This is a genomic window from Candidiatus Paracoxiella cheracis, assembly GCF_049348705.1.
GTDB classification, from domain to species: domain Bacteria; phylum Pseudomonadota; class Gammaproteobacteria; order Coxiellales; family Coxiellaceae; genus Paracoxiella; species Paracoxiella cheracis.
Map to the genome: position 1 here is coordinate 1765035 of NZ_CP186485.1, position 25031 is coordinate 1790065.

22 protein-coding genes, 3 pseudogenes and 1 riboswitch are annotated in these 25031 nt (G+C 42.5%); of the genes and pseudogenes, 11 read left to right on the forward strand and 14 right to left on the reverse strand.

Annotated elements, in window-relative coordinates; genetic code table 11:
- Positions 1 to 46: 46 nt before the first annotated feature.
- From ACJMKR_RS09280 to ACJMKR_RS09290, 3 genes are all read right to left on the reverse strand, one after another.
- Positions 47 to 1576 (reverse strand): IPT/TIG domain-containing protein, encoded by a 1530-nt coding sequence (locus tag ACJMKR_RS09280; RefSeq protein WP_423064228.1) that lies wholly within the window; start codon positions 1574 to 1576, stop codon positions 47 to 49.
- A gap of 262 nt (positions 1577 to 1838) precedes the next feature.
- On the reverse strand, positions 1839 to 3128 hold the full coding sequence (locus ACJMKR_RS09285; RefSeq protein ID WP_423062814.1) for a Glu/Leu/Phe/Val family dehydrogenase: 1290 nt from the start codon (positions 3126 to 3128) through the stop codon (positions 1839 to 1841).
- Between the two features lie 82 nt (positions 3129 to 3210).
- Positions 3211 to 4542: an MFS transporter gene (locus tag ACJMKR_RS09290; protein ID WP_423062815.1), complete on the reverse strand. Its 1332-nt coding sequence runs from the start codon at positions 4540 to 4542 to the stop codon at positions 3211 to 3213.
- Positions 4543 to 4681: 139 nt separating this feature from the next.
- Between ACJMKR_RS09290 and ACJMKR_RS09295 the strand changes: the two genes are divergently transcribed.
- Positions 4682 to 5629 (forward strand): YgfZ/GcvT domain-containing protein, encoded by a 948-nt coding sequence (locus ACJMKR_RS09295; RefSeq protein ID WP_423062816.1) that lies wholly within the window; start codon positions 4682 to 4684, stop codon positions 5627 to 5629.
- Between the two features lie 230 nt (positions 5630 to 5859).
- Here the strand turns inward: ACJMKR_RS09295 and lysS are convergent, their stop codons facing one another.
- The 5 genes from lysS to ACJMKR_RS09320 all read right to left on the reverse strand — a co-directional run bounded on the left by lysS (position 5860) and on the right by ACJMKR_RS09320 (position 11485).
- On the reverse strand, positions 5860 to 7356 hold the full coding sequence (gene lysS, locus ACJMKR_RS09300; protein ID WP_423064229.1) for a lysine--tRNA ligase: 1497 nt from the start codon (positions 7354 to 7356) through the stop codon (positions 5860 to 5862).
- Between the two features lie 189 nt (positions 7357 to 7545).
- Positions 7546 to 7944, reverse strand: a complete 399-nt coding sequence (arfB, locus tag ACJMKR_RS09305; RefSeq protein ID WP_423062817.1) for an alternative ribosome rescue aminoacyl-tRNA hydrolase ArfB — start codon at positions 7942 to 7944, stop codon at positions 7546 to 7548.
- Between the two features lie 25 nt (positions 7945 to 7969).
- On the reverse strand, positions 7970 to 8596 hold the full coding sequence (locus ACJMKR_RS09310) for an NUDIX hydrolase (RefSeq protein WP_423062818.1): 627 nt from the start codon (positions 8594 to 8596) through the stop codon (positions 7970 to 7972).
- 29 nt (positions 8597 to 8625) lie between these two features.
- Positions 8626 to 9724, reverse strand: a protein-coding gene (gene prfB, locus ACJMKR_RS09315; protein ID WP_423062819.1) for a peptide chain release factor 2 whose coding sequence is annotated in 2 segments (ribosomal slippage) — positions 8626 to 9648 and positions 9650 to 9724 — 1098 coding nt in all. Because the reading frame shifts where the segments join, the coding sequence is not laid out codon by codon here.
- A 222-nt stretch (positions 9725 to 9946) separates the two neighbouring features.
- On the reverse strand, positions 9947 to 11485 hold the full coding sequence (locus tag ACJMKR_RS09320; protein WP_423062300.1) for a transposase: 1539 nt from the start codon (positions 11483 to 11485) through the stop codon (positions 9947 to 9949).
- 114 nt (positions 11486 to 11599) lie between these two features.
- On the opposite strand from ACJMKR_RS09320, the pseudogene ACJMKR_RS09325 reads away from it, so the two are divergent.
- Both ACJMKR_RS09325 and ACJMKR_RS09330 read left to right on the forward strand, forming a co-directional pair.
- Positions 11600 to 12043, forward strand: a pseudogene (locus ACJMKR_RS09325) (peroxiredoxin); the annotation flags it as partial.
- A 71-nt stretch (positions 12044 to 12114) separates the two neighbouring features.
- Complete coding sequence (locus tag ACJMKR_RS09330) at positions 12115 to 12636, forward strand: carboxymuconolactone decarboxylase family protein (RefSeq protein WP_423062820.1); 522 nt, start codon at positions 12115 to 12117, stop codon at positions 12634 to 12636.
- A 260-nt stretch (positions 12637 to 12896) separates the two neighbouring features.
- Here ACJMKR_RS09330 and ACJMKR_RS09335 read toward each other — a convergent pair whose 3' ends face one another.
- The 6 genes and pseudogenes from ACJMKR_RS09335 to ACJMKR_RS09360 form a co-directional block, all read right to left on the reverse strand.
- Entirely contained in the window at positions 12897 to 13103 is a 207-nt protein-coding gene (locus ACJMKR_RS09335; RefSeq protein ID WP_423062821.1) for a pilus assembly PilX family protein, read from the reverse strand.
- Positions 13100 to 13639, reverse strand: coding sequence for a PilW family protein (locus ACJMKR_RS09340; RefSeq protein ID WP_423064230.1), 540 nt, complete (start codon positions 13637 to 13639; stop codon positions 13100 to 13102). Before ACJMKR_RS09340 ends, ACJMKR_RS09335 begins: the two co-directional genes overlap by 4 nt.
- Before the next feature lie 30 nt (positions 13640 to 13669).
- Positions 13670 to 13717, reverse strand: a pseudogene (locus ACJMKR_RS09345) (prepilin-type N-terminal cleavage/methylation domain-containing protein); the annotation flags it as partial.
- Complete coding sequence (locus ACJMKR_RS09350) at positions 13714 to 14067, reverse strand: type IV pilus modification PilV family protein (protein WP_423062822.1); 354 nt, start codon at positions 14065 to 14067, stop codon at positions 13714 to 13716. The pseudogene ACJMKR_RS09345 and the gene ACJMKR_RS09350, both read right to left, overlap by 4 nt.
- A gap of 47 nt (positions 14068 to 14114) precedes the next feature.
- Positions 14115 to 14864, reverse strand: coding sequence for a slipin family protein (locus ACJMKR_RS09355; RefSeq protein ID WP_423062823.1), 750 nt, complete (start codon positions 14862 to 14864; stop codon positions 14115 to 14117).
- Positions 14865 to 14879: 15 nt separating this feature from the next.
- A complete protein-coding gene (locus ACJMKR_RS09360; RefSeq protein WP_423062824.1) occupies positions 14880 to 16265 on the reverse strand; it encodes an NfeD family protein in 1386 nt (461 codons plus the stop codon).
- A gap of 376 nt (positions 16266 to 16641) precedes the next feature.
- On the opposite strand from ACJMKR_RS09360, the gene ACJMKR_RS09365 reads away from it, so the two are divergent.
- The 8 genes and pseudogenes from ACJMKR_RS09365 (at position 16642) to thiD (ending at position 25030) form a co-directional block, all read left to right on the forward strand.
- Positions 16642 to 17667, forward strand: coding sequence for a hypothetical protein (locus tag ACJMKR_RS09365; RefSeq protein ID WP_423062825.1), 1026 nt, complete (start codon positions 16642 to 16644; stop codon positions 17665 to 17667).
- Between the two features lie 45 nt (positions 17668 to 17712).
- A protein-coding gene (locus tag ACJMKR_RS09370; protein WP_423062317.1) for an IS3 family transposase occupies positions 17713 to 18788 on the forward strand; the annotation gives its coding sequence in 2 pieces (ribosomal slippage) (positions 17713 to 17962 and positions 17962 to 18788; 1077 coding nt in all).
- A gap of 119 nt (positions 18789 to 18907) precedes the next feature.
- The gene (locus tag ACJMKR_RS09375; protein ID WP_423062826.1) at positions 18908 to 19543 is read left to right on the forward strand and encodes a diguanylate cyclase domain-containing protein; all 636 of its coding nucleotides are present in this window, start codon (positions 18908 to 18910) and stop codon (positions 19541 to 19543) included.
- Positions 19544 to 19575: 32 nt separating this feature from the next.
- Positions 19576 to 19677, forward strand: a riboswitch (TPP riboswitch).
- A pseudogene (thiC, locus tag ACJMKR_RS09380) lies at positions 19670 to 21325 on the forward strand (phosphomethylpyrimidine synthase ThiC); the annotation flags it as partial. Its footprint overlaps the riboswitch before it by 8 nt.
- A 59-nt stretch (positions 21326 to 21384) precedes the next feature.
- Complete coding sequence (thiO, locus tag ACJMKR_RS09385) at positions 21385 to 22407, forward strand: glycine oxidase ThiO (RefSeq protein WP_423062827.1); 1023 nt, start codon at positions 21385 to 21387, stop codon at positions 22405 to 22407.
- The gene (gene thiS, locus ACJMKR_RS09390; protein WP_423062828.1) at positions 22400 to 22603 is read left to right on the forward strand and encodes a sulfur carrier protein ThiS; all 204 of its coding nucleotides are present in this window, start codon (positions 22400 to 22402) and stop codon (positions 22601 to 22603) included. Before thiO ends, thiS begins: the two co-directional genes overlap by 8 nt.
- A 214-nt stretch (positions 22604 to 22817) precedes the next feature.
- Positions 22818 to 23603 carry a thiazole synthase gene (locus ACJMKR_RS09395; protein WP_423062829.1) on the forward strand — a complete coding sequence of 262 codons (786 nt, stop codon included), beginning with the start codon at positions 22818 to 22820 and terminating at the stop codon, positions 23601 to 23603.
- A complete protein-coding gene (thiD, locus tag ACJMKR_RS09400) occupies positions 23600 to 25030 on the forward strand; it encodes a bifunctional hydroxymethylpyrimidine kinase/phosphomethylpyrimidine kinase (RefSeq protein ID WP_423062830.1) in 1431 nt (476 codons plus the stop codon). Before ACJMKR_RS09395 ends, thiD begins: the two co-directional genes overlap by 4 nt.
- Position 25031: the final 1 nt, after the last annotated feature.

Genomic DNA, 25031 nt, shown 5'->3' on the forward strand with positions numbered 1-25031 from the left:
TTTTTTCGGTTTCTATGTCAAGCAATTTTTAATTATTTTTATAAATTTATCCAAAGTCCAATGTAAAGCCAGTGCCTGTAATTGTCACCGCCGTACCACCCGCCGTCGTGCCAGTGTTCGGATTCACCGTCGTTGGATTTGGGGTTGGGTTTTCATACGTAAACACATTCGTTACAGTGCCCGAACCGCCCGGACCTGTCACCGCCACGTTCACACTGCCTGCCGCATGCGCCGGGGTCGTACACGTAATGGTTGTATCATTCACTACCGTGAAATCCGTCGCCGCCACGCCATCAAAAGTCGCGCCCGTTGCGCCCGTGAAACCCGTGCCCGTGATCGTCACCGCCGTACCACCCGCCGTCGTGCCAGTGTTCGGATTCACCGTCGTTGGACTGGGGACTGGTAGGTTTTCATACGTAAAGCCATTGGTTAAGGTACCCGTGCCGCCCGGGCCCGTCACCGCCACGTTAACACTACCTACTGCATGAGGGGGTGTTGTACACGTAATCGTCGTATCATTGACCACCGTGCAATTTGTTGCCGCAACCCCATCGAAAGTTACTTCAGTGGCGCCGGTAAAGCCGCTGCCCGTGATCGTCACATCGGTCCCACCTGCCGTGCTTCCAATATTTGGACTCACAGTAATTGGATTAGGTGTACTTGTAATTCGTACAGTCTTTTGATCGACAGCCGCTAGGACTTGTTGCATGTAAACCGCAGGCGATTTGACCCAGTTAAGTACATTTGGCGCTCCTTCGGAGGCTAGTCGATATCCTTCTCTAACTCCCCAAGAGAAATTCAAAGTCAGAAGGTATATTGTATTGTTGGGTATGTCATTGTGCGATACTACATGCTCAATTGAGCCTACGAGTTCAATTGGATGTTTAGTAGAAACAGGCAAAAGCCATTTTAGTTTAGCAAAATAATCATCATAAATAGCACGCTGACTGCCAAATAATTCCAACTCTACAGTCTGCGATAGCAAAATGTTCATACCAATATACCCGCGCAATTGCGCTGATTCCTGCTGTGTTCGTACCAACACATAATGTTGATTATATTTGACATGATCGTAGGTAAGTCCAAGATGCAACTGCAGTCTCTCATTTATATTAATAAAAGACCCAATCTCTCCCCCTATACTTTGCCCACCAGCAATATGTCGATAGTTAATAAACTCTGATCCATTCGAAAAGAAATAAACAGGAGACAAATTGATACTATCCGCATCTGCATAATAAGCGCCTAATTCTATATTTTGAAGAACGTTATTGAGTCGATAAATCTCATATGAAACTCCATAAGCATTTTGAGAGACATTTTTATTGATTTGGCCTGAATCAAAATAAAACGGCAAGTTTTGAGTTAAACGTTCCACCGTTACTTTAAATAGTTGATGTTTGCTTAGCGCTGCACCCCAGGTAGCATTTAAGCGATTTTCATCGCCACCATATTCAATTTTGAGAGAAACAGCATTTTGCAATCCTAATAATTGATTGAAATTGATTGCATATACGTCTTTAAATAAATAACTATATTGAACCCTTAACTCAATGCTTCCCCCCAGGGTATGCATACGCAATCGGCAGTATTGGATTAAATGTGAGATTAGGAGTTGGGAGTGCGAAAGCTTCTTGCGAGTTTGTTATATTGGGGATAGGAAGCGCAAAATCTGAGCAAATCTTTAAGGGAAAACAAATTAATACGATTAATAATAAAAGACAGCGAATGTAATTTATATGCTGATTTTTTTTGTTGTGGTAATGAAATTCCATTTTATTACCATTTTCCACTAAATAATAATTTTTCAGCTCATATTGTACACACTTTTTAAAAAATTACACTGTTGCCGAAAAATACGTCTGCGTCCCTTGCGCTGCAATGGCATCATCTAAACGATTCAATGCATGTACATACGCAGCGGTTCGCATGCTGATATGATGCTCCGACATCAATTCATAAACATGGTTGAATTCACGCTCCATAATGCGATGCAATCGTTCGTGGACTTCCTCTACGGTCCAATAGTAACCATTTTTATTTTGCACCCATTCAAAATAACTCACGGTGACCCCACCCGCATTGGCTAAAATATCTGGCACTACCAAAACGCCTCGCTCGAATAACGCTGCATCTGCTTTACTCGTAATTGGACCGTTGGCAACTTCTACAATAACCGGTGCTTTAATCGCAGCTACGTTATCTTGACGAATCGCACTTTCTAGCGCAGCAGGAATAAGTAAATCCACATCCAATGCTAATAATGCTTCGTTTGTAATATGCTCTGCGGGCACCATTTCGCAGACACAACCTTCGCAATACACAGCCTGTACACGCTGCGTTTCTTTTTTCATGTGAATCAAGCTTGGCACATCAAAACCTTCATCACGATAAATCGCTCCTTGCGAATCACTGACAGCAACGATGCGATAACCATCACGATGTAATAACGCCGCAACGTGTTGTCCGGCATTACCAAATCCTTGCACCGCAACGCGAATGTCAGCGGGATTCCATCCACGATGACGCTCTAATTCTTTAATGCAATAATACGCACCACGACCTGTTGCATCATCGCGACCAACACTACCGCCAAGTTCTATGGGCTTTCCGGTAATCACACCGGGTGTGTGACTTCGCATGATTTTTGAATATTCGTCCATCATCCAACCCATGATGCGTGCGTTGGTATAAACATCCGGCGCTGGAATATCAGTATGTGGTCCAATAAAATTGACAGTCTGTTCGATAAAACCACGACTCAATCGCTCCACTTCCAAGCGCGATAATTTTTTTGGGTCAACAGTGACACCACCTTTGGCACCACCAAATGGTAAGCCAACCAATGCACACTTCAGCGTCATCCAAAATGCAAGCGCACGCACTTCATCCAAATTGACATTGGGGTGAAAACGAATACCCCCTTTTGTTGGCCCACGACTGTTATTGTGACGAACACGATAACCGGGAAATATTTGCAACGAACCATCGTCCATTCGCACCGGAATCGAAACTTCTAATGTGCTTTGCGGATATTTTAATCGTTTGATTGTTTCAGGATCCGCATGAGAGTATTGCGCAGCAAGATCGAGTTGGGATAAAGCATCTTGAAATAAATTCCCTGCCATAATTTTTCCTTTTGGCTACATTGAATTTAACAACGTGAAATTTTTCCCATGATATATGAAGACTTCGCGAAATGCGATATTTTCAAGCACGATACTTACAAACACGTTTGGCAGGTAAATAACGCACCAAACAAGCAGCAGATAATACGATCACCGGCACGATTGTTAACGCAATTTGATAATCGTGAATCGTATAGAGTTGTGCTCCGTGCGCTTGATTTTTTGATACCAAACTCAGTATTAATCCAATCAATGATTGCAATATTGGAGCAGTGCCCACGGATAGCATATTTACAAACCCAATACTCGAACCACGCCTTTGCGGCAATACAATTTCATTGGCAATGCCAAATGTTAATACATACGCACTTGTGAACAAGCCAAGCAATGTCATTAAGGTCATAACCGTTGGCATCGACAACATCGGAATATAAATTAAAACACACAGCAACCCCGCAGCGATCAACGAACAAAAACCCAAAAGGTAGCGCCGGTCGCGAATACGGCTGTCTATCCAGCCCATTAATGGACCGCCCACAGCAACACCAATAAAGACCATGTTGCAGGCAAGCGTTGCCATCATCAATGAAATATGATGCGCCAACATCATGTAAGGAATTGCCCACAAAGCCACAAAAGCGGTCACTATGGAGAACATAAAACCAGAGTAGGCACCATTTATCCAGGCAACTTTATTCTTCACTATGGCCTTTAAATCAAGCCAAAGAGCACCTTTTGGCCTATCGGTAATGGGAAGAATGACCCTGCGCGGTGTGTCACGCACGATCAACAAGATCAACAATCCGATAACACCCGCTAATACCGACGCTCCAATCATCGATTCACGCCAACCCAAAGTCATGACTGTTTTTGCTAAGAAAAAACCGCCGATCACTGTTCCAATCATACCGATGGTTTCAGCGACTCCCGCCATTAATGCAAACCGACGCGTTGGGAACCATTTGCCAATTAAGTTAAGTGAACCGACAAAGGCAAAAGCTGCACCACCCCCCATCATTAGACGAGCCAGTGCGGCCAATAATAACGCATGAGATGCACCGAATAACAAACACCCACAAGCGCAAACTACAGCTCCCATCGTTAATAATCGCCGAGAACCATAGCGATCGATCAATAAGCCCGCAGGCGTTTGCAAAGACACATAAATATAGTAGTAAGTGCTGGCTAAGACCCCTCCACCGAACGCGCTGAGCGAAAAGCTTTTCATCAAGCCATCAACGATTTCACCCGAAGAGAGCTGCAAAAAAAACTGGAATAGCACAAATAAGGCGGACACCCCCCAAATCAACCACGCGAACGCATACCGACGTGCCTTGATAAAACGACGGACACGAGGGTCATTGTGAACCAAACCCTGGTTATATTTTATTTTTGTATCGTTTACCGTACTCATAGCGCTATACCGGCTAAATTTAACACAAGCTCGAAGCTGCCCATGATAGTGATCTTTACTTAAAAATCAACTAGAAAAGTGAGAATTTTTAATTCCAGTATAGGGTATTTTCCAATTATTTTTCTGGAGGTTAGGCAGGATGCTCGAAGCACTCCGAATGGACTCCAGCAAAGGGTCAGCTAGTTACCTCGTTTTAATTACGTTACAATTCCCTACCATGACCAAACCGCACCACTGGATTGCTAACTTAAACGACTTTGGGCTGATTAAAGTCAGTGGCGATAAGACGCTGGAATTCCTTCAGGGCCAACTGACGTGCGACGTTAAGCAGCTTAAAGAGCATGAAGCCTCACTCGGGGCTTGCTGTAATCCCAAGGGTCGCATGATGGCGAATTTTTACATTTGGCGGGATTCAAAAAACGACTGCTATTTGTTATTACCGCAATCGATCGTTTTGCCTACCATAAACCATTTGAAAAAATATGCTGTCTTTTCAAAAGTGACATTAACGGCGCTCAAAAAAATGATTGTTGAAATTGCCGGTGATTTGACTCTAGAAAAAAAAACTTCTGCAACTGTCATACGAATCCCGAGCCTCCAAACCGAAACATCTACTCACCTGATTATTGCGGACCCCAAAGCAAGTGCAACGCTTTACAAAAATATCGCCGCAAAAATTCCGCCTATTGATGCCCTTACTTGGCATGCATTCAATATTCAAAATGGACTCGGCTTTATTTACCCGCAAACGCAGGAATTGTTCACCCCCCAAATGATCAACTTAGAAAAACAAGGTGGCGTCAGTTTTAAAAAAGGATGTTATGTCGGGCAAGAAATTATTGCGCGTACTGAATATCTGGGGAAATTAAAACGCCATTTATACCGCGCGCATGTTGATTGTGAATCGATGCCTCAACCGGGCGATGAACTCAATAACAAAAATGAACAAACGGTTGGTATTGTTGTTGAAGCAGCCCCCGCTGAAAATAAAGGGTTTGATGTATTAGCGGTACTGCAAGATCAGATGCTGGAAAAAGACCCACAAATTTATTACCAAGGCTGTGAGTTGGTGATTGCCCGACTTTAAACTAGCAAGCGAAGTCAGATCAGCTCAAATAATTCTAGTTTAGCGGCTTTTTTATCGAATGTCGCTGTACTTTCACAATTAGATCTAAATAAAAGCAAGTATGACTTATCACGACGTGTGCTTTATTATCAACTACAAGGCCTATTTTTTCGAGAATATCTGCACCTTGAAAATAAAAAAATAATACCGCCCCTCACTTCAACTTAGGTTAGGACCCAACAACGGATAACCTACTTCGCCCGCAGTAGCGGAAACAAAATCACTTCTCGGATGGAAGGGCTATCGGTAAACAGCATCACTAAACGATCGATACCAATACCTTCCCCGGCAGTGGGAGGCAGGCCATATTCCAATGCGGTGATGTAATCAGAGTCAAAACTCATCGCCTCTAAATCACCGGCTTCACGTGCTTTTAATTGCTCTTTAAAACGCAGTGCTTGGTCATCAGGGTCATTTAACTCTGAAAAGCCATTCGCTATTTCTTGCGCACCGGCATAAAATTCAAAACGATCGGCAATAAACGCATTGTCATCGTTGGCACGCGAGAGCGGCGACACTTCTTTGGGAAACTGCGTAATAAACGTCGGATGCTGCAATTTTTTCTCGACTAACTTTTCAAACAACTCCATTTGAATTTTACCCAAGCCGAAATGCGCGGGCGTCGCAATATCATGCTGATGGGCAAGCGCCTTGGCTTTGTCAAAATCATCGACTTGCTCTGCGGTAACATCTGGATTTAATTTTAAAATAGAATCGCGCAATGTCATACGTTCAAAAGGTTGGTTTAAATCAATCTGCGCACCTTGATAGTTAATGTGCAAGGTGCCTAATATTTTTTCTGCTAAATAGCGCAGCATTTCTTCTGTAAGATCCAACATATCTTCATAGGTTGAATACGCCTGATAAAATTCCAACATGGTAAATTCTGGATTATGGCGCGTTGAAATGCCTTCGTTTCTGAAGTTACGATTAATTTCATACACGCGCTCAAAACCACCGACAACCAAACGTTTTAAATAAAGCTCTGGCGCAATGCGCAAAAACAAATCCATGTTCATAGCATTATGATGCGTCTCAAACGGCCGTGCTGCCGCACCCCCGATAACAGGATGCATCATGGGTGTTTCCACTTCGATGTAACCGCGATTATTGAGAAACTCGCGAATGCGCGCCACGATTTGAGAGCGCACCTGAAATAATCGTCGGGATTTTTCATTGACGATTAAATCTAGATAACGCTGACGAAAGCGCTGCTCATGATCAGCAAGCCCGTGAAATTTATCGGGCATTGGGCGCAGTGCTTTGGTGAGCAAGCGCACGTTGTGAGCTTTGATCGACAATTCATCGGTCTTTGTTTTAAAAACCTCACCTTCGACAGCGATGATATCGCCTAAATCCCAGGTTTTAAATTCTTTGTAAACACCTTCCGGCAAACTATCGCGCGCAATATAAACTTGAATCTGGCCCGACATATCTTGCAGGTGCGCAAAACTGGCTTTACCCATCACCCGACGCGTCATCATCCGGCCGGCAAGGCTCACCTTGATCGCTTTTGTTTCAAGCTGATCATGGTCATACTGATCGTAAGCTGCATGCAAATCAGCAGCGAGACTATCGCGCTTGAAATCGTTAGGGTAAGCCTGGCCTTGCTCACGCATCGCCTCGAGCTTTGCACGACGCTGTGCGATCTGTTCGTTTTCTGCAATAGCTTGGTCTTGTAATTTGATGTCTTCGGGCACTGGACTTCCCTCGTTTCTCAATGTTAAAGCTAGTAATCATATAACAGCTACAAGCAGCCTGTCATCTGAGGATTTCTGAATTCTAAGCCTCGGGGTCCTCTCACTACGCGCACCCTATCGCTATCACGATGGGTCCCTGCGCTGTGGGCCACCCTTCGGATCACTAAAGTATCTGTTTTAATGATTATCTATAGATTTTTGCCGCTGCCGTTTCGTGTCACCGCGTTTGCGTTTATCGGCTAAGCGTTTTTCTTTAGCGGCTTTTGGAATTTTAGTTTTTTTGCGTTTTTTAGGTTTATAGGAAGCAAGCTGAATGAAATGTTGCAGTCGCGCTAATGCATCCTCACGATTGCGATTTTGTGTGCGAAAACGCCGACCCGTGATGACCAACTCCCCTTCCGCATTAATGCGATTGCCCGCAATTTGAATGAGGCGCTCTTTAACATCGGCAGCGAGACCAGATTTTTTAATATTAAAACGAAGTTCTGCAGCCGTTGCGACTTTATTAACTTTCTGACCACCCGGCCCAGCAGCACGAATGAATTGCCATTTAATATCTTTTTCATCGATATTCATTCGATTATCCTACCTTATTTTGGATCTAATCAAAATCCGTTGGCCATTCAGGATGATCTTTGTGTTCAAACAGACGCTTAATTTGACTCGCCATAACACGATGAACAGACAACTCTGGCAGTTCATTTTCAGCAAAAAACTGTATCGCCGAGGTTTCCAGGCTGGGCTTTGGCTCACCGCCAAGGATCTCACATAAGAAAAAACATTTATACGCATGGGGAAATTGCGGTGGATGATCGTGTTTGTGCTTATCATAAAGCGCTAATAGCTTAACTGCCCTCGTTTCATACCCCGATTCTTCCCAAATTTCTCGCACGACACAGTCTGCGGGCGATTCATTGACATCCGCCCAGCCACCCGGCAGCGACCACAAACCATCTGAGTTTTCTTTCACTAATAATATTTTATTGTCTTTGAATATCACGCCGCGTATATCCAATTTCGGCGTCGCATAACCGTATTGTGCATTGAATAAATCAACCACGTGGGCATGTTCTGAGTCCGTGTGTTGCGCAGCAATTTCAGCGGCGATTGACTTTAGCATTTGATACCGCTGCTGACAAAAAGGATCTGCACAATACGTTAAACCATTTTGTGAAATCGATTGTAATTCACTCACCCATTTTAACCAGGGTACATTTTTATGACTCATTTATAAATTACTCATTTTATATTTTTCGATTATTCTTCCTGTTTGAGACAAGCTTCAATGAACTTGTCAATGTCTCCATCTAGGACGGCTTGTGTGTTGCTCGTTTCCACACCGGTACGTAAATCTTTGATGCGCGCAGCATCCAACACATAAGAGCGAATTTGACTGCCCCAACTAATTTCTGATTTCGATGCTTCTAATTCCGCCTGTTTTTCATTTTTTTTCTGCATTTCTAATTCGTATAATTTAGCACGGAGTTGCTTCATCGCTTGCGCTTTATTTTTATGTTGCGAACGATCATTTTGACATTGCACCACAATGCCCGATGGCATATGCGTAATTCGTACAGCAGAATCCGTACGGTTAACGTGCTGACCACCTGCACCGCTGGCACGATAGGTGTCGATGCGCAAATCAGCCGGATTAATTTCGATCTCCACATCGTCGTTAATTTCCGGTGAAACAAACACCGAGGCAAATGACGTATGACGACGATTACCCGAATCAAACGGTGATTTTCGCACTAGTCGATGCACACCGGTTTCTGTGCGAAGCCAGCCGAACGCATATTCACCTTTGCATTCGATCGTTGCACTTTTAATCCCGGCCACCTCACCCGCTGAGGCTTCCAATAACGTCGTTTGAAAGCCGTGTTGGTCACCCCATCGTAAATACATGCGTAATAACATTTCAGCCCAGTCTTGCGCTTCGGTGCCACCAGAACCTGCTTGAATATCCAAATAGGCATTATGCGAGTCCATTTCGCCGGAAAACATGCGCCGAAATTCCATCTCTGAAACATTTTTTTCGATGCGATCAACTTCATTGAGAAGTTCGCTATAAATATCGTTATCTTGGTCTTGTTTGACAAATTCGAGGAGCTCATAAGCGTCGGCAATGCTTGTCACTAACGACTGATTGCCTTTAACCACACTTTCGAGTGAGACTCGCTCGCGGCTGAGAGATTGAGCTTTGTCGGGATCTTCCCAAATGCTGGGGTTTTCTAGTTCGCGTTGAACTTCAAGCAAACGCCGATCCTTGACGTCGAGGTCAAAGATACCCCCGTAAAGCCTCGAGACGGCTTTTCAAGTCATCCAATTTTTCTCTTAATGCATTGATTTCTAACATTTTTTATCCCCACTCTGAAGGGGTCAATCATACCATAATCTGTCCAGCGATTGGAATCAAAATATCCTATATTGATTAAAAATAGAACAGGAGATACTCTGATGTATAAATTGGTCATGGTGTTAACCGCTGGCTTGCTAGCGTTATCCATAATTTGGACTTTGGATAAATAAAATCCCTTGCCAGTTAGGACAATAATCAAAAAATGTGAGTTTCTAAATCTTAAGCTGTTTTTTGCAGCAATTCGTAGAATTTCTCAGGTGTAAAATTTATTTTATCCAACCATGATTTTACTATCCCAATCAAATCCTCTATTTTTTCAGGGTCTGAGTTTTGCGTCTTTTCTTCAGTCCTCTGAATCGTTTTAATTTTTGAGTTGCTATTTTTGAAAATAGCAGGATGTCGCGTGCGTTTCCCCTGCGTATCACCTTTGGTTCTGCCTTGCGGATTACCGCGTGGTTTGCAGAGATTAGCAGGCGTGCCAACGGTATCAAGCACCGTAGAAAAACCCCGTTGCGTTTGTGAAGGGGTCGCAGTTATTGATGGTTTTTCGTTATCCACTTGGAAGCTCGGCAAATACCGCTCCCATTTTTTCGGTAAAATCGGGGCAAGATTCCTCGCTAGATAAAGTTGCGTATACGCTAATGCTGTCATCCGCCACCAATCTTCTTCGTGCTTAACATCCGGTGTTTGGTATCGGTCAAATAACAGTTTGTCTTTACCAAAACGAAAGTAGTGTTCAATGTCATAGCGTCTATCGTAATAGTGATACGCTTCTAATGCTGTGATTTCATTACGTCGTTCACCAGCGAGTCCTAACCAGAGTGGATTTTTATATAAAGATTTACCGTTAGCATCAACCGCAACCAATTGCACAACAGTAACAGGATGCTCATATCCTTTAAATTGCTTTGAACCACGCAGTAATTGGTCACGCCATATTTTAATCTCCAATTGGTAAGTTTTGCCACTGCGGGTTGTAATGGGTTGCTGCACAATCTCATCGGATTCACGGTGAGTCGTGCTGTCGTTTAGTTTCATCGCATCACCATAGCGTTTTATACTTCCTGAGGTATTATCTTCTATTGATGCGGGCGCGAAAACATTACGGGTACTGTTAAAACGGAAAAGATGTACCCAATTGGGATTTTCGCTAACCAGTTTACGGCAAGCTTCTGTACCATATTTTGAATCAGCCACGCTAACCACCAATTTATGAGTAAGCGCTAAGTCTGCAATACAACGGTTAATTTGCTGCATCCCAACTACATTGCCTTTTTCATCGCTTTTAACGCGCCTCGTATCCAGTGGAACTAACCAATGCTTTTCTTGAGCTGCACCATCATTGGGCAATAGTGATACCGTTGAATATTCATGTCCAATGGTAATCGGTTTGTTACCCGGTGCTGGATTAGGGCTGTAAACCACATGGCGATCTTCAACACAGTGTGCACTTTGACGCGACTGTGGTGTCGTATCCGCAATAATGATCACACGGTCATCGCTATGACTCACATGTTCATATTGTATTTTCATCATGCTATCCCAACAATTTGCTACCGACAAACCATCGCTAATCGCATCGGTAATACTACTGTATTCACGTTCAAAGTATGGCGATTCACATAATTCTATGGGTGTTTTGCAGCGATGGCCATGGCTTGAAAGGGCATCGAGTAAATTCATATTGGCATCGCGTCGCGCGGGGAAGATGTTGTAGAGGAATGTACGGAATTGTTTTAGTTTTTCTGTCGCTAACATCGTTTGTTCCTTATTTTATTTTTTCGAACAAACGTTGTTTACAACGTAAAATTTTTTTTCGGTTTCTATGTCAAGCAATTTTTAATTATTTTTATAAATTTATCCAAAGTCCAATATAAAGACAAATGGCTAGTCGCATTTTCCTGGCCAAAAGATTTTACCTTCGTCTGCCCCACTGAAATTGCTGAATTTGGGCGTCTTAATTCTGATTTTGAAGACCGCAATGCACATGTCGTAGGCTTTAGTGTCGATTCCGAATTTGTCCATCTTGCTTGGCGTCGTGAAAAACAAGAATTAAACGATTTACCTTTTCCTATGTTATCTGACATCAAACGCGAGCTATCAAACGAACTTGGTATCCTTAACGAAGCCGAAGGTGTTTCGGAACGCGCAACTTACATTGTCGATCCACAAGGAATCATCCGGTTTGTCATGATCAATGACTTAAATGTCGGCCGTAATCCAAAAGAAGTATTACGCGTGCTAGATGCATTACAAACTGATGAACTTTGCCCTTGTAACTGGCAACAAGGTGAAAAAACTCTAGAAGTCGCCTAACTATGTGCCCCGTGGATGCCAAGCGCTATTCATGGGGCAATTTACTGTCTTTTTAAAATTAGGAAAAACACATGCTACAAGAATATAAAAATCAAATTCCAGATTATGCCAAGGATTTAAAATTAAATGTCAGCAACATAATCAGTGAATCACCCATGACACAACTAAATGCTGCACAGATAGCCGGAATTGCACTCGCATCTGCTTATGCAACGAAAGATGCTCATTTAATTCGTGTCTTTAAAAGCGATGAAGCTTTAGATGATGCTAACGTGCAAGCCGCAAAATCAGCAGCCAGCATCATGGCCATGAATAATGTGTATTATCGATTTCTACATTTAGTTCATGATACTGAATATCAACAAATGCCAGCAAACTTGCGCATGAATGTAATCAGCAATCCCGGCATTTCAAAAACAGATTTTGAGTTGTATGCATTAGCCGTGTCTGCAATTAATGGCTGCGGACTTTGCATGGATTCGCATGCAAAAGTGCTGAATAAAGCGGGAGTCAGCAAAGCAGATATTCAACACGCTATTCGCATTGCAGCAGTGGTGAACGGCCTCGCCCAAGTTTCAAAAATTGAAGAGTAAGGTCAATGACAACCCTCGGGTATGTTACTCACAAGATCCCGGGGTTTTTTTTGCAAAGCCTAAACTGCACTCCAAAAAAAACGTTTACCCCCTACTTCGCTTTTGCAACTCGGTTTATTCGTTTGCCCCAACCAGTCGTAAACAGAAAACAATCGCACTGTAATTGCATCATAGCGCGCAGTTGAATCAACTTGATAACGCTTTTGAGCACACGGATCGATAGAGAGCAATTTTTCTTGATAACTGATCGTGGCTTGCGATCATGGTAATCTTATAGACTCACCTCGAATTGCGGCTTCTCCTGCTTTTAACCCAGACTCGGCCGCCTGGAATACGATTGACTCAGTCTTGTAATTCGATGCTAATTTATTTTCAATGACAGCACTTTCAATACTGGTCAAGACCAATCCGGTTAAAACAAACACAAACAACAATGTGACGATTAAAACCATACCATCTTGCTTCAAAACACTTGCCCTCGCTCACGCAAAGAAACATAGAGATGTAACACCTTGATGGTGTCTAGATAGCTCAGTGACACTGTTATCGACAGGCTACCGACATCACTCCAATTGTCCACAGCACTTGCCGATACATACCTGCTCACATCGCGATGATTCTGAGACAGCATGCCATACTGAATTTTCATGCTGGAAATTCCTGAAACTAATTCTTCACGTTCACCGACAGTTGGCTTTCGATATAAAGCTAAGATATCACGCCCTTGAAAATCTTTTCGATGCGTATCACCAACGAAATAATGCATCTGAATAAACTGATTCTTATTTTTATAATACAGGCACTCACCCAATGTCATCGAACCATCATCACCTAAAATAGCATGCTTTTGATCCACCAATTCACCATCATTTTTACAGGCAGCGTTGCCTGCCGCATGAATTGTTCGCTGCAATAAATTGCTCACAAACCGCACCCTATCTTGCAAATCGACTAATCCATTTTGTGTCCGATAACTTGATTTTGTATTTAAATAAACTGTCATTAAGCCCGCTAGTAATAATGATCCCAAAAACAAGGCTACAATTATTTCAATCAATGTATAACCGTGATACGACTTCATATCGTGGCACTCAAACTTAGATACTGCGATTTTCGTTCCTGCCAATGCAGAGATACAATGCAAACGTGATGAGCACACTGATAATTGCCATTTCCACTTGGCAATAAAAGTCGATTTTGCGTATTCCAAAGATTTAATTCTCGCGCTCGAAATGATTCACTCTGGTTGGCACGCAATCGATCCAACATATTGTCCAATTGAGTGACAGCAATGCTTTGCAGATAGGCATGATAAAGATGCTGCGAATTCAGTGTTTCTAACGCAACAACACTAAATAACACCGACGACAAAACCGCCCAAGCAATCAACACTTCGATTAATGTAAAACCACGTGAATATAAACAATCCATTCACATAGGGTATTGGAATTTTATTAATAAAAAAATACCGTAGCGCGCTACTTATTTAACTTCTCTTCTAATGCTTGCATTATGTTGATCGGCAACGGAAACACGATCGTCGATGTTCGATCGCCCGCAAGATCCATTAACGTTTGCAAATAACGCAACTGTATCGATTGCGGCTGCTGCGCCAAAATGACGGCAGCTTCTTTCAACTTTTGTGCAGCCTGAAATTCACCTTCTGCATTAATGATTTTTGCTCGCCGCTCACGCTCTGCTTCTGCTTGTCGTGCAATCGCGCGAACCATGCTTTCATCTAAATCGACGTGTTTAATTTCGACGATCGATACTTTAATGCCCCAAGCATCTGTCTCTGTATCCAATATTTTTTGAATATCCTGATTCAACTTATCGCGTTCAGAGAGCATCTCATCTAACTCATGTTGCCCCAACACCGATCGCAACGTCGTCTGTGCCAATTGACTCGTTGCTTCAAAATAATCTTCAACCTGAACAATGGCACGCTCTGGATCGATAACGCGAAAATACACAACCGCATTCACACGCACAGACACATTATCTCGCGAAATGACATCTTGCGTTGGCACATCCATAACTATCGTGCGCAGTTGAACGCGAATTAAACGCTGAATGATAGGCACAACAATAATTAAACCTGGTCCTTTCACTTTCCAAAAACGACCTAGCGTTAGAATAACACCACGCTCCCACTCTTTAAGAATATTGATTGCGGAAAATATTAAAATAAGTATTAAAACTGCAATAACGACTAAAGCAATAACCATTATAAATCTCCTTCATTATCCGTTTTGTTTTGTGCTCACGGGTTCGACGACTAAACTCAAACCCTCCACACTTTTCACAACCACTTCTTGGCCTTCTTTCAATGAAACATGACTGCGACATTGCCAACGTTCACCTTCGATACGAACCCATATTCTTTCATCACTAATGAGAATTTTACCGCGCTGCCCCACCACAGCTTCGCGCCCACTAACGACAGGGCGACGCCTTGAACGCAGCGCCATGCTCAAGACTAATAGAAAAAATACAACGGTTACAATGGCAATAATGATGATAAGATACATCGGAATAACATAACCAATCATTTCTGTTTTTAATAGCATAATTGAGCCAATCACAAAACTTATCACACCACCAATACCAAGCGCACCGAAACTTGGCACGAAAGCTTCGGCAACAATGAAAGCAATCCCCAATATAATTAACCCCAAACCCACGTAATTAATGGGTAATAGTGCAAACGAATAGAGCCCTAATAAAAGTGCTATAGCACCCACCACACCCGGCACAACGAAACCTGGGTTCATAAATTCAAAGAAAATACCGTAAAAACCAATCATCAATAAAATATAAGCCACACTCGGGTCTGTAATAACTGCTAAAAATTTTGTGCGCCAATCGGGTTGAATTTGTTGTACTGCCACACCTTCCGTTTGCACTACGCTTGATTTTCCTTGTATATCCACCTTCATACCGTTTGCTTTTTTTAATAAATCCGGTATATCGATCGCTATAAAATTAATCACGTTCAACTTTAAAGCTTCTTTTGCCGATAAACTCTCAGCCTCAACCACCGCTTTTTCTGCCCATTTCACATTTCGACCCCGCAATTGTGCGAGGCTGCGAATATAGGCTCTCGCATCATTAAGCGCTTTCTTTTCACTCGCCGATGGTTTTTTGGATGCTTGTTTTTCTTTGTCTTTATCATCGGATTTTCCGCCTGGCGTACCAATTGCTACCGGCGTTGCCGCGCCGAGATTAGTCCCAGGCGCCATTGCTGCCACATGGCTTGCATACAAAATATAAGTCCCAGCACTTGCAGCACGCGCACCACTCGGTGCCACATACGAAATGACTGGCACGGGTGAGGATAAAATATCTTTGATGATATAGCGCATGGACTTACTGAGACCACCGGGCGTGTCGATACGCAGAATAATAGCGCTAGCGTTTAAGTCCGCAGCTTTTTTAATACCGCGACTAATAAAATCTTGTGTCGCAGGACCAATGCCACCTTTGATGTCGAGTAAAATAGCAGTTTTAGAGTTTGTAGCCGTAGCATTATTTTGAGCGAACACCCAATGCGCGATACTCCATAATCCCGTTAAGAAGATCAGGCTAAAGAATATTTTGATGAAGTAGCGCTGGCGGCGAGCCACCATTGGATTTCCTCCCAGTTTTGCTAAACGCTATTATGACACTCTCAGGTCACTAGCACAAAGGATGCTAGTCGTTCCAAGCAACCACGTGCCCTCCGGGTGCGGAGCGTCATCACTATTAAATAGCATTTCAATTGCGGCAAAGAGAAAGAGTCCGTGTTTTAGGGCGTTAGTGCCAGGAGAGCACTAAGCAGCTAGGGATAGCGCTTCCCGAAAAACACGGACTCTTTCTCGTACTGGCAGGCAATTGAAATTCAAGACTACGCAGGCAGCCCCATGAGATTCCTCTCGCATTCGGGATGACATAAGTGATAGCACCAGAGAGCATGCAGTCACAAAAAATGTTATACTAATCTTGTTGTTACACCAAGGAATGGTCTTGAAAAAACTTCGCTTACTCAGCTCTAAAATTACACTGTTTTCAACGTTGATCATATTCGTTACCATGGCGATCATCACCAGCATCACCTATGTCACCATGAGATCATTCTTCATAAAAGAATCAATCCAAAACCTGCAAAATGAAACGGAACTCATTTCTAACGACATTGAGAACTCTCTTATTAAATTAGAAAACGATCTTGCAGTGCTATCAAAAACACCACCCATCGACGGGATTGTTCGTAGTGACGAAAACAACGGCCAAGATCCTCTCGAAAACTCCAACATCACGATTTGGAAAGATCGACTCGCCGTCATATTTGCTTCGATATTAAAAGTGAATCCAGAATATACAAAAATTCGCTATATTGGTGTTAAAGATAATGGTAAAGAACTAGTGCGCGTTGATCAATCTCGTGGTGACACCTTCAGAACCGACGACTCAGCATTACAATCTAGAAGCGATGATTCTTATTACCAACAAGGGATAAAATTGTCTCAAGGCAGCATACGTTTCTCTCCTATCACATATAATGTAGAAAAAGGAAAAATAACAGTTCCATTAACACTTACTCTCAGAGTCATGATGCCCATTTACACAAAAAAACAAAAAATATTTGGCCTATTAATAATAAACGTAAACATTCAAAATTATTTACAAAATGTATTAAATCGTACAGATAAAGATTACGATGTAATTTTATATGATAAATTCAATGATTTTTTTATATATAATTATAAAAACCAAACGTTAGCATTTTATCAAGCTAACGAAAAAATCCCAGAGGGAATCTTTGGAAATCCAAGCATCAAGACCACAAGTAAAATCATTTCCTATTTAAAGAGCTATAAAAATTCTTTCATCGTCACAAAAAAAATACATTCGAGCTTAACAAAAAATAGTGAAGTACTCACAATGTTAATCGCCACGCCCAAGAGTCGAGTACTGGGAACCTATCATTCACTGCTTAATAACTTATTATTAGCTATCATTGTGACCTTTCCCCCAAACTTAACACCATGACATGGATGAGATTTCCAATTATTCTACGACCGAGGAGATCTCAACATGAAAAAACGTTATACAGAAGAACAAATCATTAAAGCGATCAAAGAGCATGAAAGTGGCGCTAAGGTGGAAGACCTGTGCCGTCGCTTAGGCATATCTGGCGGTACTTTTTACAATTGGCGTAGCAAGTATGCTGGCCTAGAGGTTAACGAAGCTAAGCGCCTGCGAGAGCTGGAGTCCGAGAACAATAAGTTAAAAAAGCTGCTGGCTGAAAAGATGTTAGAAAATGAAGCGCTCAAGGATGTTGTTTCAAAAAAGTGGTAACGCCTGCTAGCAAGAAGCAGGTTGTTTGTCACTTAATGAGCGCCTTTAAGCTGAGTGAACGAATGGCCTGCAAGCTAGTCGGGCTAAGTCGAACGGCTTACCGTTACGGACCCAAAAAGCGACGAGACGAGTTGATTAGAGCTCGATTAAAAGAATTGGCAGCTCAGTATTCTCGGTATGGTTATTTAATGCTTCACAGCCTCTTAAAAGCAGAGGGGCTTGTCATGAATAAGAAAAAAACCTACCGGATTTACAAAGAAGAAAAGCTCCAGGTGCGTACAAAAAAGCGTAAAAAAATACAGCGACTACGATTAGTGATGTCATCACCGACTCAGAGAAATGAGCGTTGGTCGATGGATTTTGTTTACGATCAGCTGGCCAATGGAAGGCGTTTTCGTGTGCTAAACATTATCGATGATTTTAATCGTGAACTTATTGGCCAGCTAACAGCATTTTCTATATCAGGACGTCAGGTGGCACGCTTCCTAGCAGAGCTTAGTGAGCAACGCAGGCTGCCAAAACAAATTGTTTGTGATAATGGTACAGAGTTTACAAGCAAAGCAATGTTCTTTTGGTCCAGGGAAAACAAAACCAAGCTTGCTTTCATTCAACCTGGAAAGCCAACTCAGAATGCGTTTGTTGAAAGCTTAAATGGCAAGTTCCGCAACGAATGTTTAAATCAACACTGGTTTCGTTCAATTGAAGAAGCCCGACATGAAATCAACCAATGGAGAAAGCACTACAATACTAAAAGACCACACAGTTCATTAAATTATATGCCGCCTATTGAATTTGCGAAACAGGCTGCTTAACATGAATATCTCATCGGTGTCCTGGTACTAGTTTAGGGGGAAGGTCAATTGGTATCTCCTTACTCGCTTCAATTACAATTTATCTCTTTGTAAAGAAAATGATGTCAAACCTTTCAAACATGGCAAGTACTATTAAAAATGCACGCAGTGCCGATGATACTGATCTTAAGCTACCAACACACCTACATGATGAGGTGGGCATGTTAGCGCACGCTTTTGAGCAAAAAACAAAGCTGCTGAGTGAACTTGCTTTATATGACAGCTTAACTGGTCTACCCAACCGAAAAAGATTCATGGATCACTTACACGAAGCGCTTAATCGAGCCAATCGTAAAAAATACTCACTTGCCGTAACCTACATCGACTTGAATAATTTCAAAGAGGTGAATGACAAATATGGCCATGATTATGGGAATGAATTACTAGTAAAATTTGCCTACAAACTCAAAACAATAGCCCGGGCAACTGACCTCTATGCAAGGTTATCAGGCGATGAGTTTGCCATCATCTCTGAAGACATCCAAGAAGACACCAACCTCGATAAATTCACATCCCGATTGAACAGAGAGCTTAACCAAGCTTATGAAGTGAAAGGTATTGCAATTCAGGTCACTATCGGTGCCGGCTTGAGTCTATATCCTGAATATGCGAACAGTGCTGAAGAACTGATGTCCCAAGCCGATGAAATGATGTATCAATCCAAAAAAGAAGGCAAAGGCAAAGTCCATATTTACAAACCAGAAAAGCAATCCTAGATCCCTATCAAAAAATATGATTCAATAGACCCATAAATCACAAGGGGTGCTAAATCAAACATGATTTAGCTGAGACTTTACCCTTTGAACCTGAACAGGCCAGTACCTGCGTAGGAATGTGATTGAATCATCGTGATTCTATACTCACGTGCCTGGCTGTTTATTATTTTAAAGGAGCCGACCGTGAGTAATATCAAAAAAATCTATACCTCTGGCAATCAATATCCCACTATTCGTGTCCCACAACAAGAAATTAATTTAACCAACGGCGAAACATTTGCTCTTTACGACACATCAGGACCCTACACTGATCGAGCGATTATAACCGATATTTTCGAAGGCATTGCGACTATTAGAACCGATTGGATCGACAAACGCAGTGATACGGAAATTTATCACAAACAAAATAATGAAATCTCTGATCCCATTAAAACACAAGCAACTGCGTTGCAACGCCTACCTCGTCGCGCTAAAAATAATAAACCCGTCACACAATTATACTATGCAAAACAGGGTATAATTACGCCAGAAATGGAATTTATTGCCATTCGCGAAAAACAATCTGTTGAGTTCGTGCGTGATGAGGTAGCACGCGGACGCGCAATCATTCCCGCCAATATTAACCACCCTGAACTTGAACCCATGATTATTGGCCGCAATTTTCTGGTTAAAGTGAATGCCAATATCGGCAATTCAGCAGTAACATCGTCGATCGAAGAAGAAGTCGAAAAATTAATTTGGGCTGTGCGTTTTGGTGCTGATACCGTGATGGATCTTTCTACCGGAAAAAATATTCATACAACGCGTGATTTTATACTGCGAAACTCGCCTGTGCCGATTGGCACCGTTCCTATTTATCAAGCATTAGAAAAAGTCGGCGGTGTCGCTGAAGACTTAACATGGGAAATGTATCGTGACACACTCATTGAACAAGCAGAACAAGGTGTAGATTATTTCACTATTCATGCCGGCGTGTTACTACGATACATCCCTCTCACAGCAAAACGAAAAACCGGCATCGTATCGCGCGGCGGATCGATCCATGCAAAATGGTGCCTTGCTCATCACCAAGAAAATTTTGTGTATACACACTTCGCTGAAATCTGTGAAATCATGCGCGCCTACGATGTCACTTTTTCATTAGGCGATGGCCTTCGCCCTGGCTCGATTTTCGATGCGAATGACGAAGCCCAATTTGCAGAATTGACCACTTTAGGTGAATTAACTCAAATTGCTCGGCAGCACGACGTACAAGTTATGATAGAAGGTCCTGGTCATGTGCCCATGCATTTAATTAAAGAAAATGTCGACAAAGAACAAGCCGTTTGTGCTGAAGCGCCTTTTTACACATTGGGACCCTTAACCACCGATATTGCACCCGGTTACGATCACATCACCAGTGCAATTGGTGCTGCTATGATAGGTTGGTTTGGCACTGCTTTGCTGTGTTATGTGACTCCCAAAGAACACTTAGGCTTGCCTAACAAACAAGATGTCAAAGACGGACTCATCGCTTATAAAATTGCCGCACACGCTGCCGATCTCGCAAAAGGTCACCCTTACGCAAAAGAACGAGACGATGCATTATCCGATGCACGTTTTGAATTTCGCTGGGAAGATCAATTTAATTTATCGCTCGATCCTGAAACAGCTCGACACTATCACGACGAAACATTGCCCAAACAATCCGCCAAAGTTGCACACTTTTGCTCGATGTGCGGCCCTAAATTTTGTTCGATGAAAATCACCCAAGAAATTCGAGATGCTGCTAAAAAAGGCATGGCAGAAAAATCAGCGGCTTTTAAAGAGTCTGGAAGCGAACTTTACGTTGAGAAAAAATCATGAAAGCAGGCATCGCCGGCGCAGGATTACTCGGACGATTACTCGCCTGGAAGTTAGTACAATCTGGCTGGAACGTGACGTTGTTCGACCGCGATGCTGTGAGTGCCAAATTAAGCTGTGCCATGAGCGCAGCGGGCATGCTCGCACCTATTTCTGAGGTTGAAAACAGCGACTCAACCATTTATGAATTAGGATTGCGTTCATTAACAGTATGGCCAATGATCCTTAAACATTTGGACCACCCGGTTTATTTCCAACAAGCAGGTAGTTTATTAACGGCTCACCCGCAAGATATTGGCGAATTAAATCATTATTCTAGACGTATTACACGAAAATTAGCGCGTTATAACCAATCGTTTGATGCATTGAATCACGCCTCAATAAGCGAATTGGAGCCTGAATTAACTCACATTTCAACGGGTCTTTATTTTCCTATCGAAGGACAGATCGACAATCACGAATTGATGAAAGCGCTACACACTTCTCTTTTTAATCGTGGTGTGCAATGGATCACGAAAGCAATCGTTCTTGACGTTAAGCCAGGCATTATTCATTTAAAAAACGAATCAAAAAAATTTGATTTAGTTTTTGATTGTCGAGGTTTAGGAGCACAGTCATCGTTTCCTAATCTTCGCGGTATTCGAGGTGAAGTTATCGAATTATACGCACCCGCTGTGACCATAACCCGTCCCGTGCGCTTACTTCATCCTCGTTATCGATTGTATATTGTTCCTCGCCCCAATCATCGTTATTTAATCGGCGCGAGTGAAATTGAAAGCAATGATATGACTTCGATTTCAGTACGCTCAACGTTGGAATTATTAAGCGCTGCTTACAGCCTGCATCCCGGATTTGCAGAAGCACGCATTATCAATACCACCGTTAACTGTCGTCCCGCATTACCCGATAATTTACCGCAAATAAAATCCGAATCCGGTTTCATCGCTATCAATGGCTTATATCGGCACGGTTTTTTAATCGCGCCTGCCTTATTAGAAAAGGTGGAGAAGCTGTATGCTTAATATCATTTTAAATCGCAATCCTCACATTATAAAAAATGACAGCACAGTGGCAGATGTGGTTCATGAAATGTTAGATGTCGATCGCACATTTGCTATCGCGGTGAATAAAACATTTATTTCAAAACAAGATTATCATAAAACCATCTTAAAAGATGGTGATTGTGTTGATGTTGTAGAACCGATGGTGGGAGGATAATTGATTGGCGCTTGGTTGATGGACATAAATACAAGCATTTCAATTTTAGCAGAGAGTTTGGGGTTACTGTTTTTTCGGAGTGTCAGTTGTGCGGGGATTTATTGTGAAAAACGAACGAGACAGCGCAGTGTATAAATAATACATGAGCATGGCGAGGCTCGTTTTTCGCGGGAAATCACCCACAAATGGCAGTCCACATCCAGAGGCACATAACATGTACAAAATCGCAAATAAAATAACTAGGAGCCGCCTCCTACTCGGCACGGCACAATACCCGTCTCTGCACGTCATGGAAAAAGCGATCGCTGCTTCTAAAACAAACATCATTACCGTCTCACTAAAACATCAAAACCCCGAAAACAAAAACGGTCACTCTTTCTGGAACAGCATAAAACAACTCAACTGCCACATTCTTCCCAACACGGCAGGCTGTCGCACAATTAATGAAGCGATAACCACCGCGGAAATGGCGCGCGAAATATTTGAAACCAATTGGATAAAACTCGAAATTATTGGCGATGACTATAACTTACAGCCTAATCCACTTTTACTACCCGATGCCACAAAACAACTCATCGCTCGCGGTTTTGAGGTATTTCCTTACTGTACCGATGACTTAATTATTTGTCAGCGATTAGTTGATGCGGGATGTCGTATTTTAATGCCTTGGGCTTCGCCCATTGGTTCTGGCCTCGGACTCATAAATCCCTATGCACTTGAAACACTGCGACAACGATTTCCGACAATAACTTTAATTGTCGACGCTGGCGTTGGAAAACCGTCGGATGCAACACAAGCGATGGAAATGGGGTATGACGCTGTTTTATTAAATAGCGCAGTTGCTAAAGCACAAGATCCCATTTTAATGGCAAGTGCTTTTCGCGACGCTATTATTGCAGGGCGAAGTGCTTATGAGGCAGGCTTAATGCCGCAACATAAAATGGCCTCACCAAGCACCCCTTTAATTGACACGCCTTTTTGGCATCAGGATAACACATGACAAAACCCATTGTATGGACAATCGCTGGATCAGACTCGGGTGGCGGCGCTGGTATTCAAGCAGATTTACACACCTTTCAAGCACTGGGTGCACACGGATGCTCTGTGATTACTGCAATTACGGCACAAAATACTCAGCAAGTACATAATATCAGCCCTGTATCTCTCAACAATATTCGCTCACAAGTACATGCCCTCGACACAGACCTACCCGCAACAGCGATTAAATTAGGCATGTTGTATACACCTGAAATCGTTCAAGCAGTTGCGGATTATTTAAAAGATTATAACGGCGTTGTGATTTGTGACCCCGTCATGATTTCAACGAGCGGCACTGAATTATTAACGCCACAAGCAAAGCAACTATTAATCGACCATATTTTTCCGAGAGCTGATTTAGTCACACCAAACAGAATGGAAGCTGAATTAATTTTAAAAAACCCCATTCAAAATCATGCCGACGTTGAAAAAGCCGCGAAACACATCTTAAAACTCGGCCCCAAAAGCGTTTTAATAAAAGGCGGCCACAGCTCTGACAACACATGCTACGATTATTGGACCAACGGCCATGAATCTTTTTGGCTGTGTTCCCCCAAACAACCCACACAAAACACTCACGGATCGGGCTGCACATTAGCCTCTGCAATTACAGCTTGTTTAGCGTTGGGATACGATATCAAAGATGCATTGGTAATCGCAAAAATGTACATTAATCAAGGTATCGATAAAAGTGAATCACTTGGCCGAGGGCCAGGTCACGTGATGCCATCTTCCTGGCCAGAAAAGCAACACTATTTACCCAAAGTCATTCATCATATTACTTCAATCCCACATTATGATTTTCCGAAATGTCACGAGATTGGTTTGTATCCTATTATCGATAACATCGATTTGTTAAAAAAATTATTGTCACTAGGAATTTCTACTATTCAATTGCGAATTAAAAATAAAACTTTCAATTTGGATGATGACATAAAGCAAGCCATAAAATTAGCCAAACATTACGATGCAAAATTATTTATTAACGACTATTGGGAACTTGCTATAAAACATAACGCTTACGGCGTCCACTTAGGCCAGAGCGATATTGAAGCTGCGGATATTCACAAAATTCACGCCGCAGGATTACACTTAGGCATCAGCACGCACTGCTATTACGAAGTCGCACGTGCTCATGCATTAAATCCCTCTTACTTAGCCTGTGGACCCATCTTCCCAACAACAACCAAAATAATGCCGTTTAAACCACAAGGCATCGAAGGGTTAGCACGCTGGCGACGCACATTAGATTATCCCTTAGTCGCTATCGGCGGAATTGATTTTGAAAAATATCGCTCTGTGATGGAAACAGGCGTAAACGGTGTTGCCATGATTTCAGCGATCAGCATGCTAACCAACTGCTCTAACATAAATTCGGTCAACATATAAA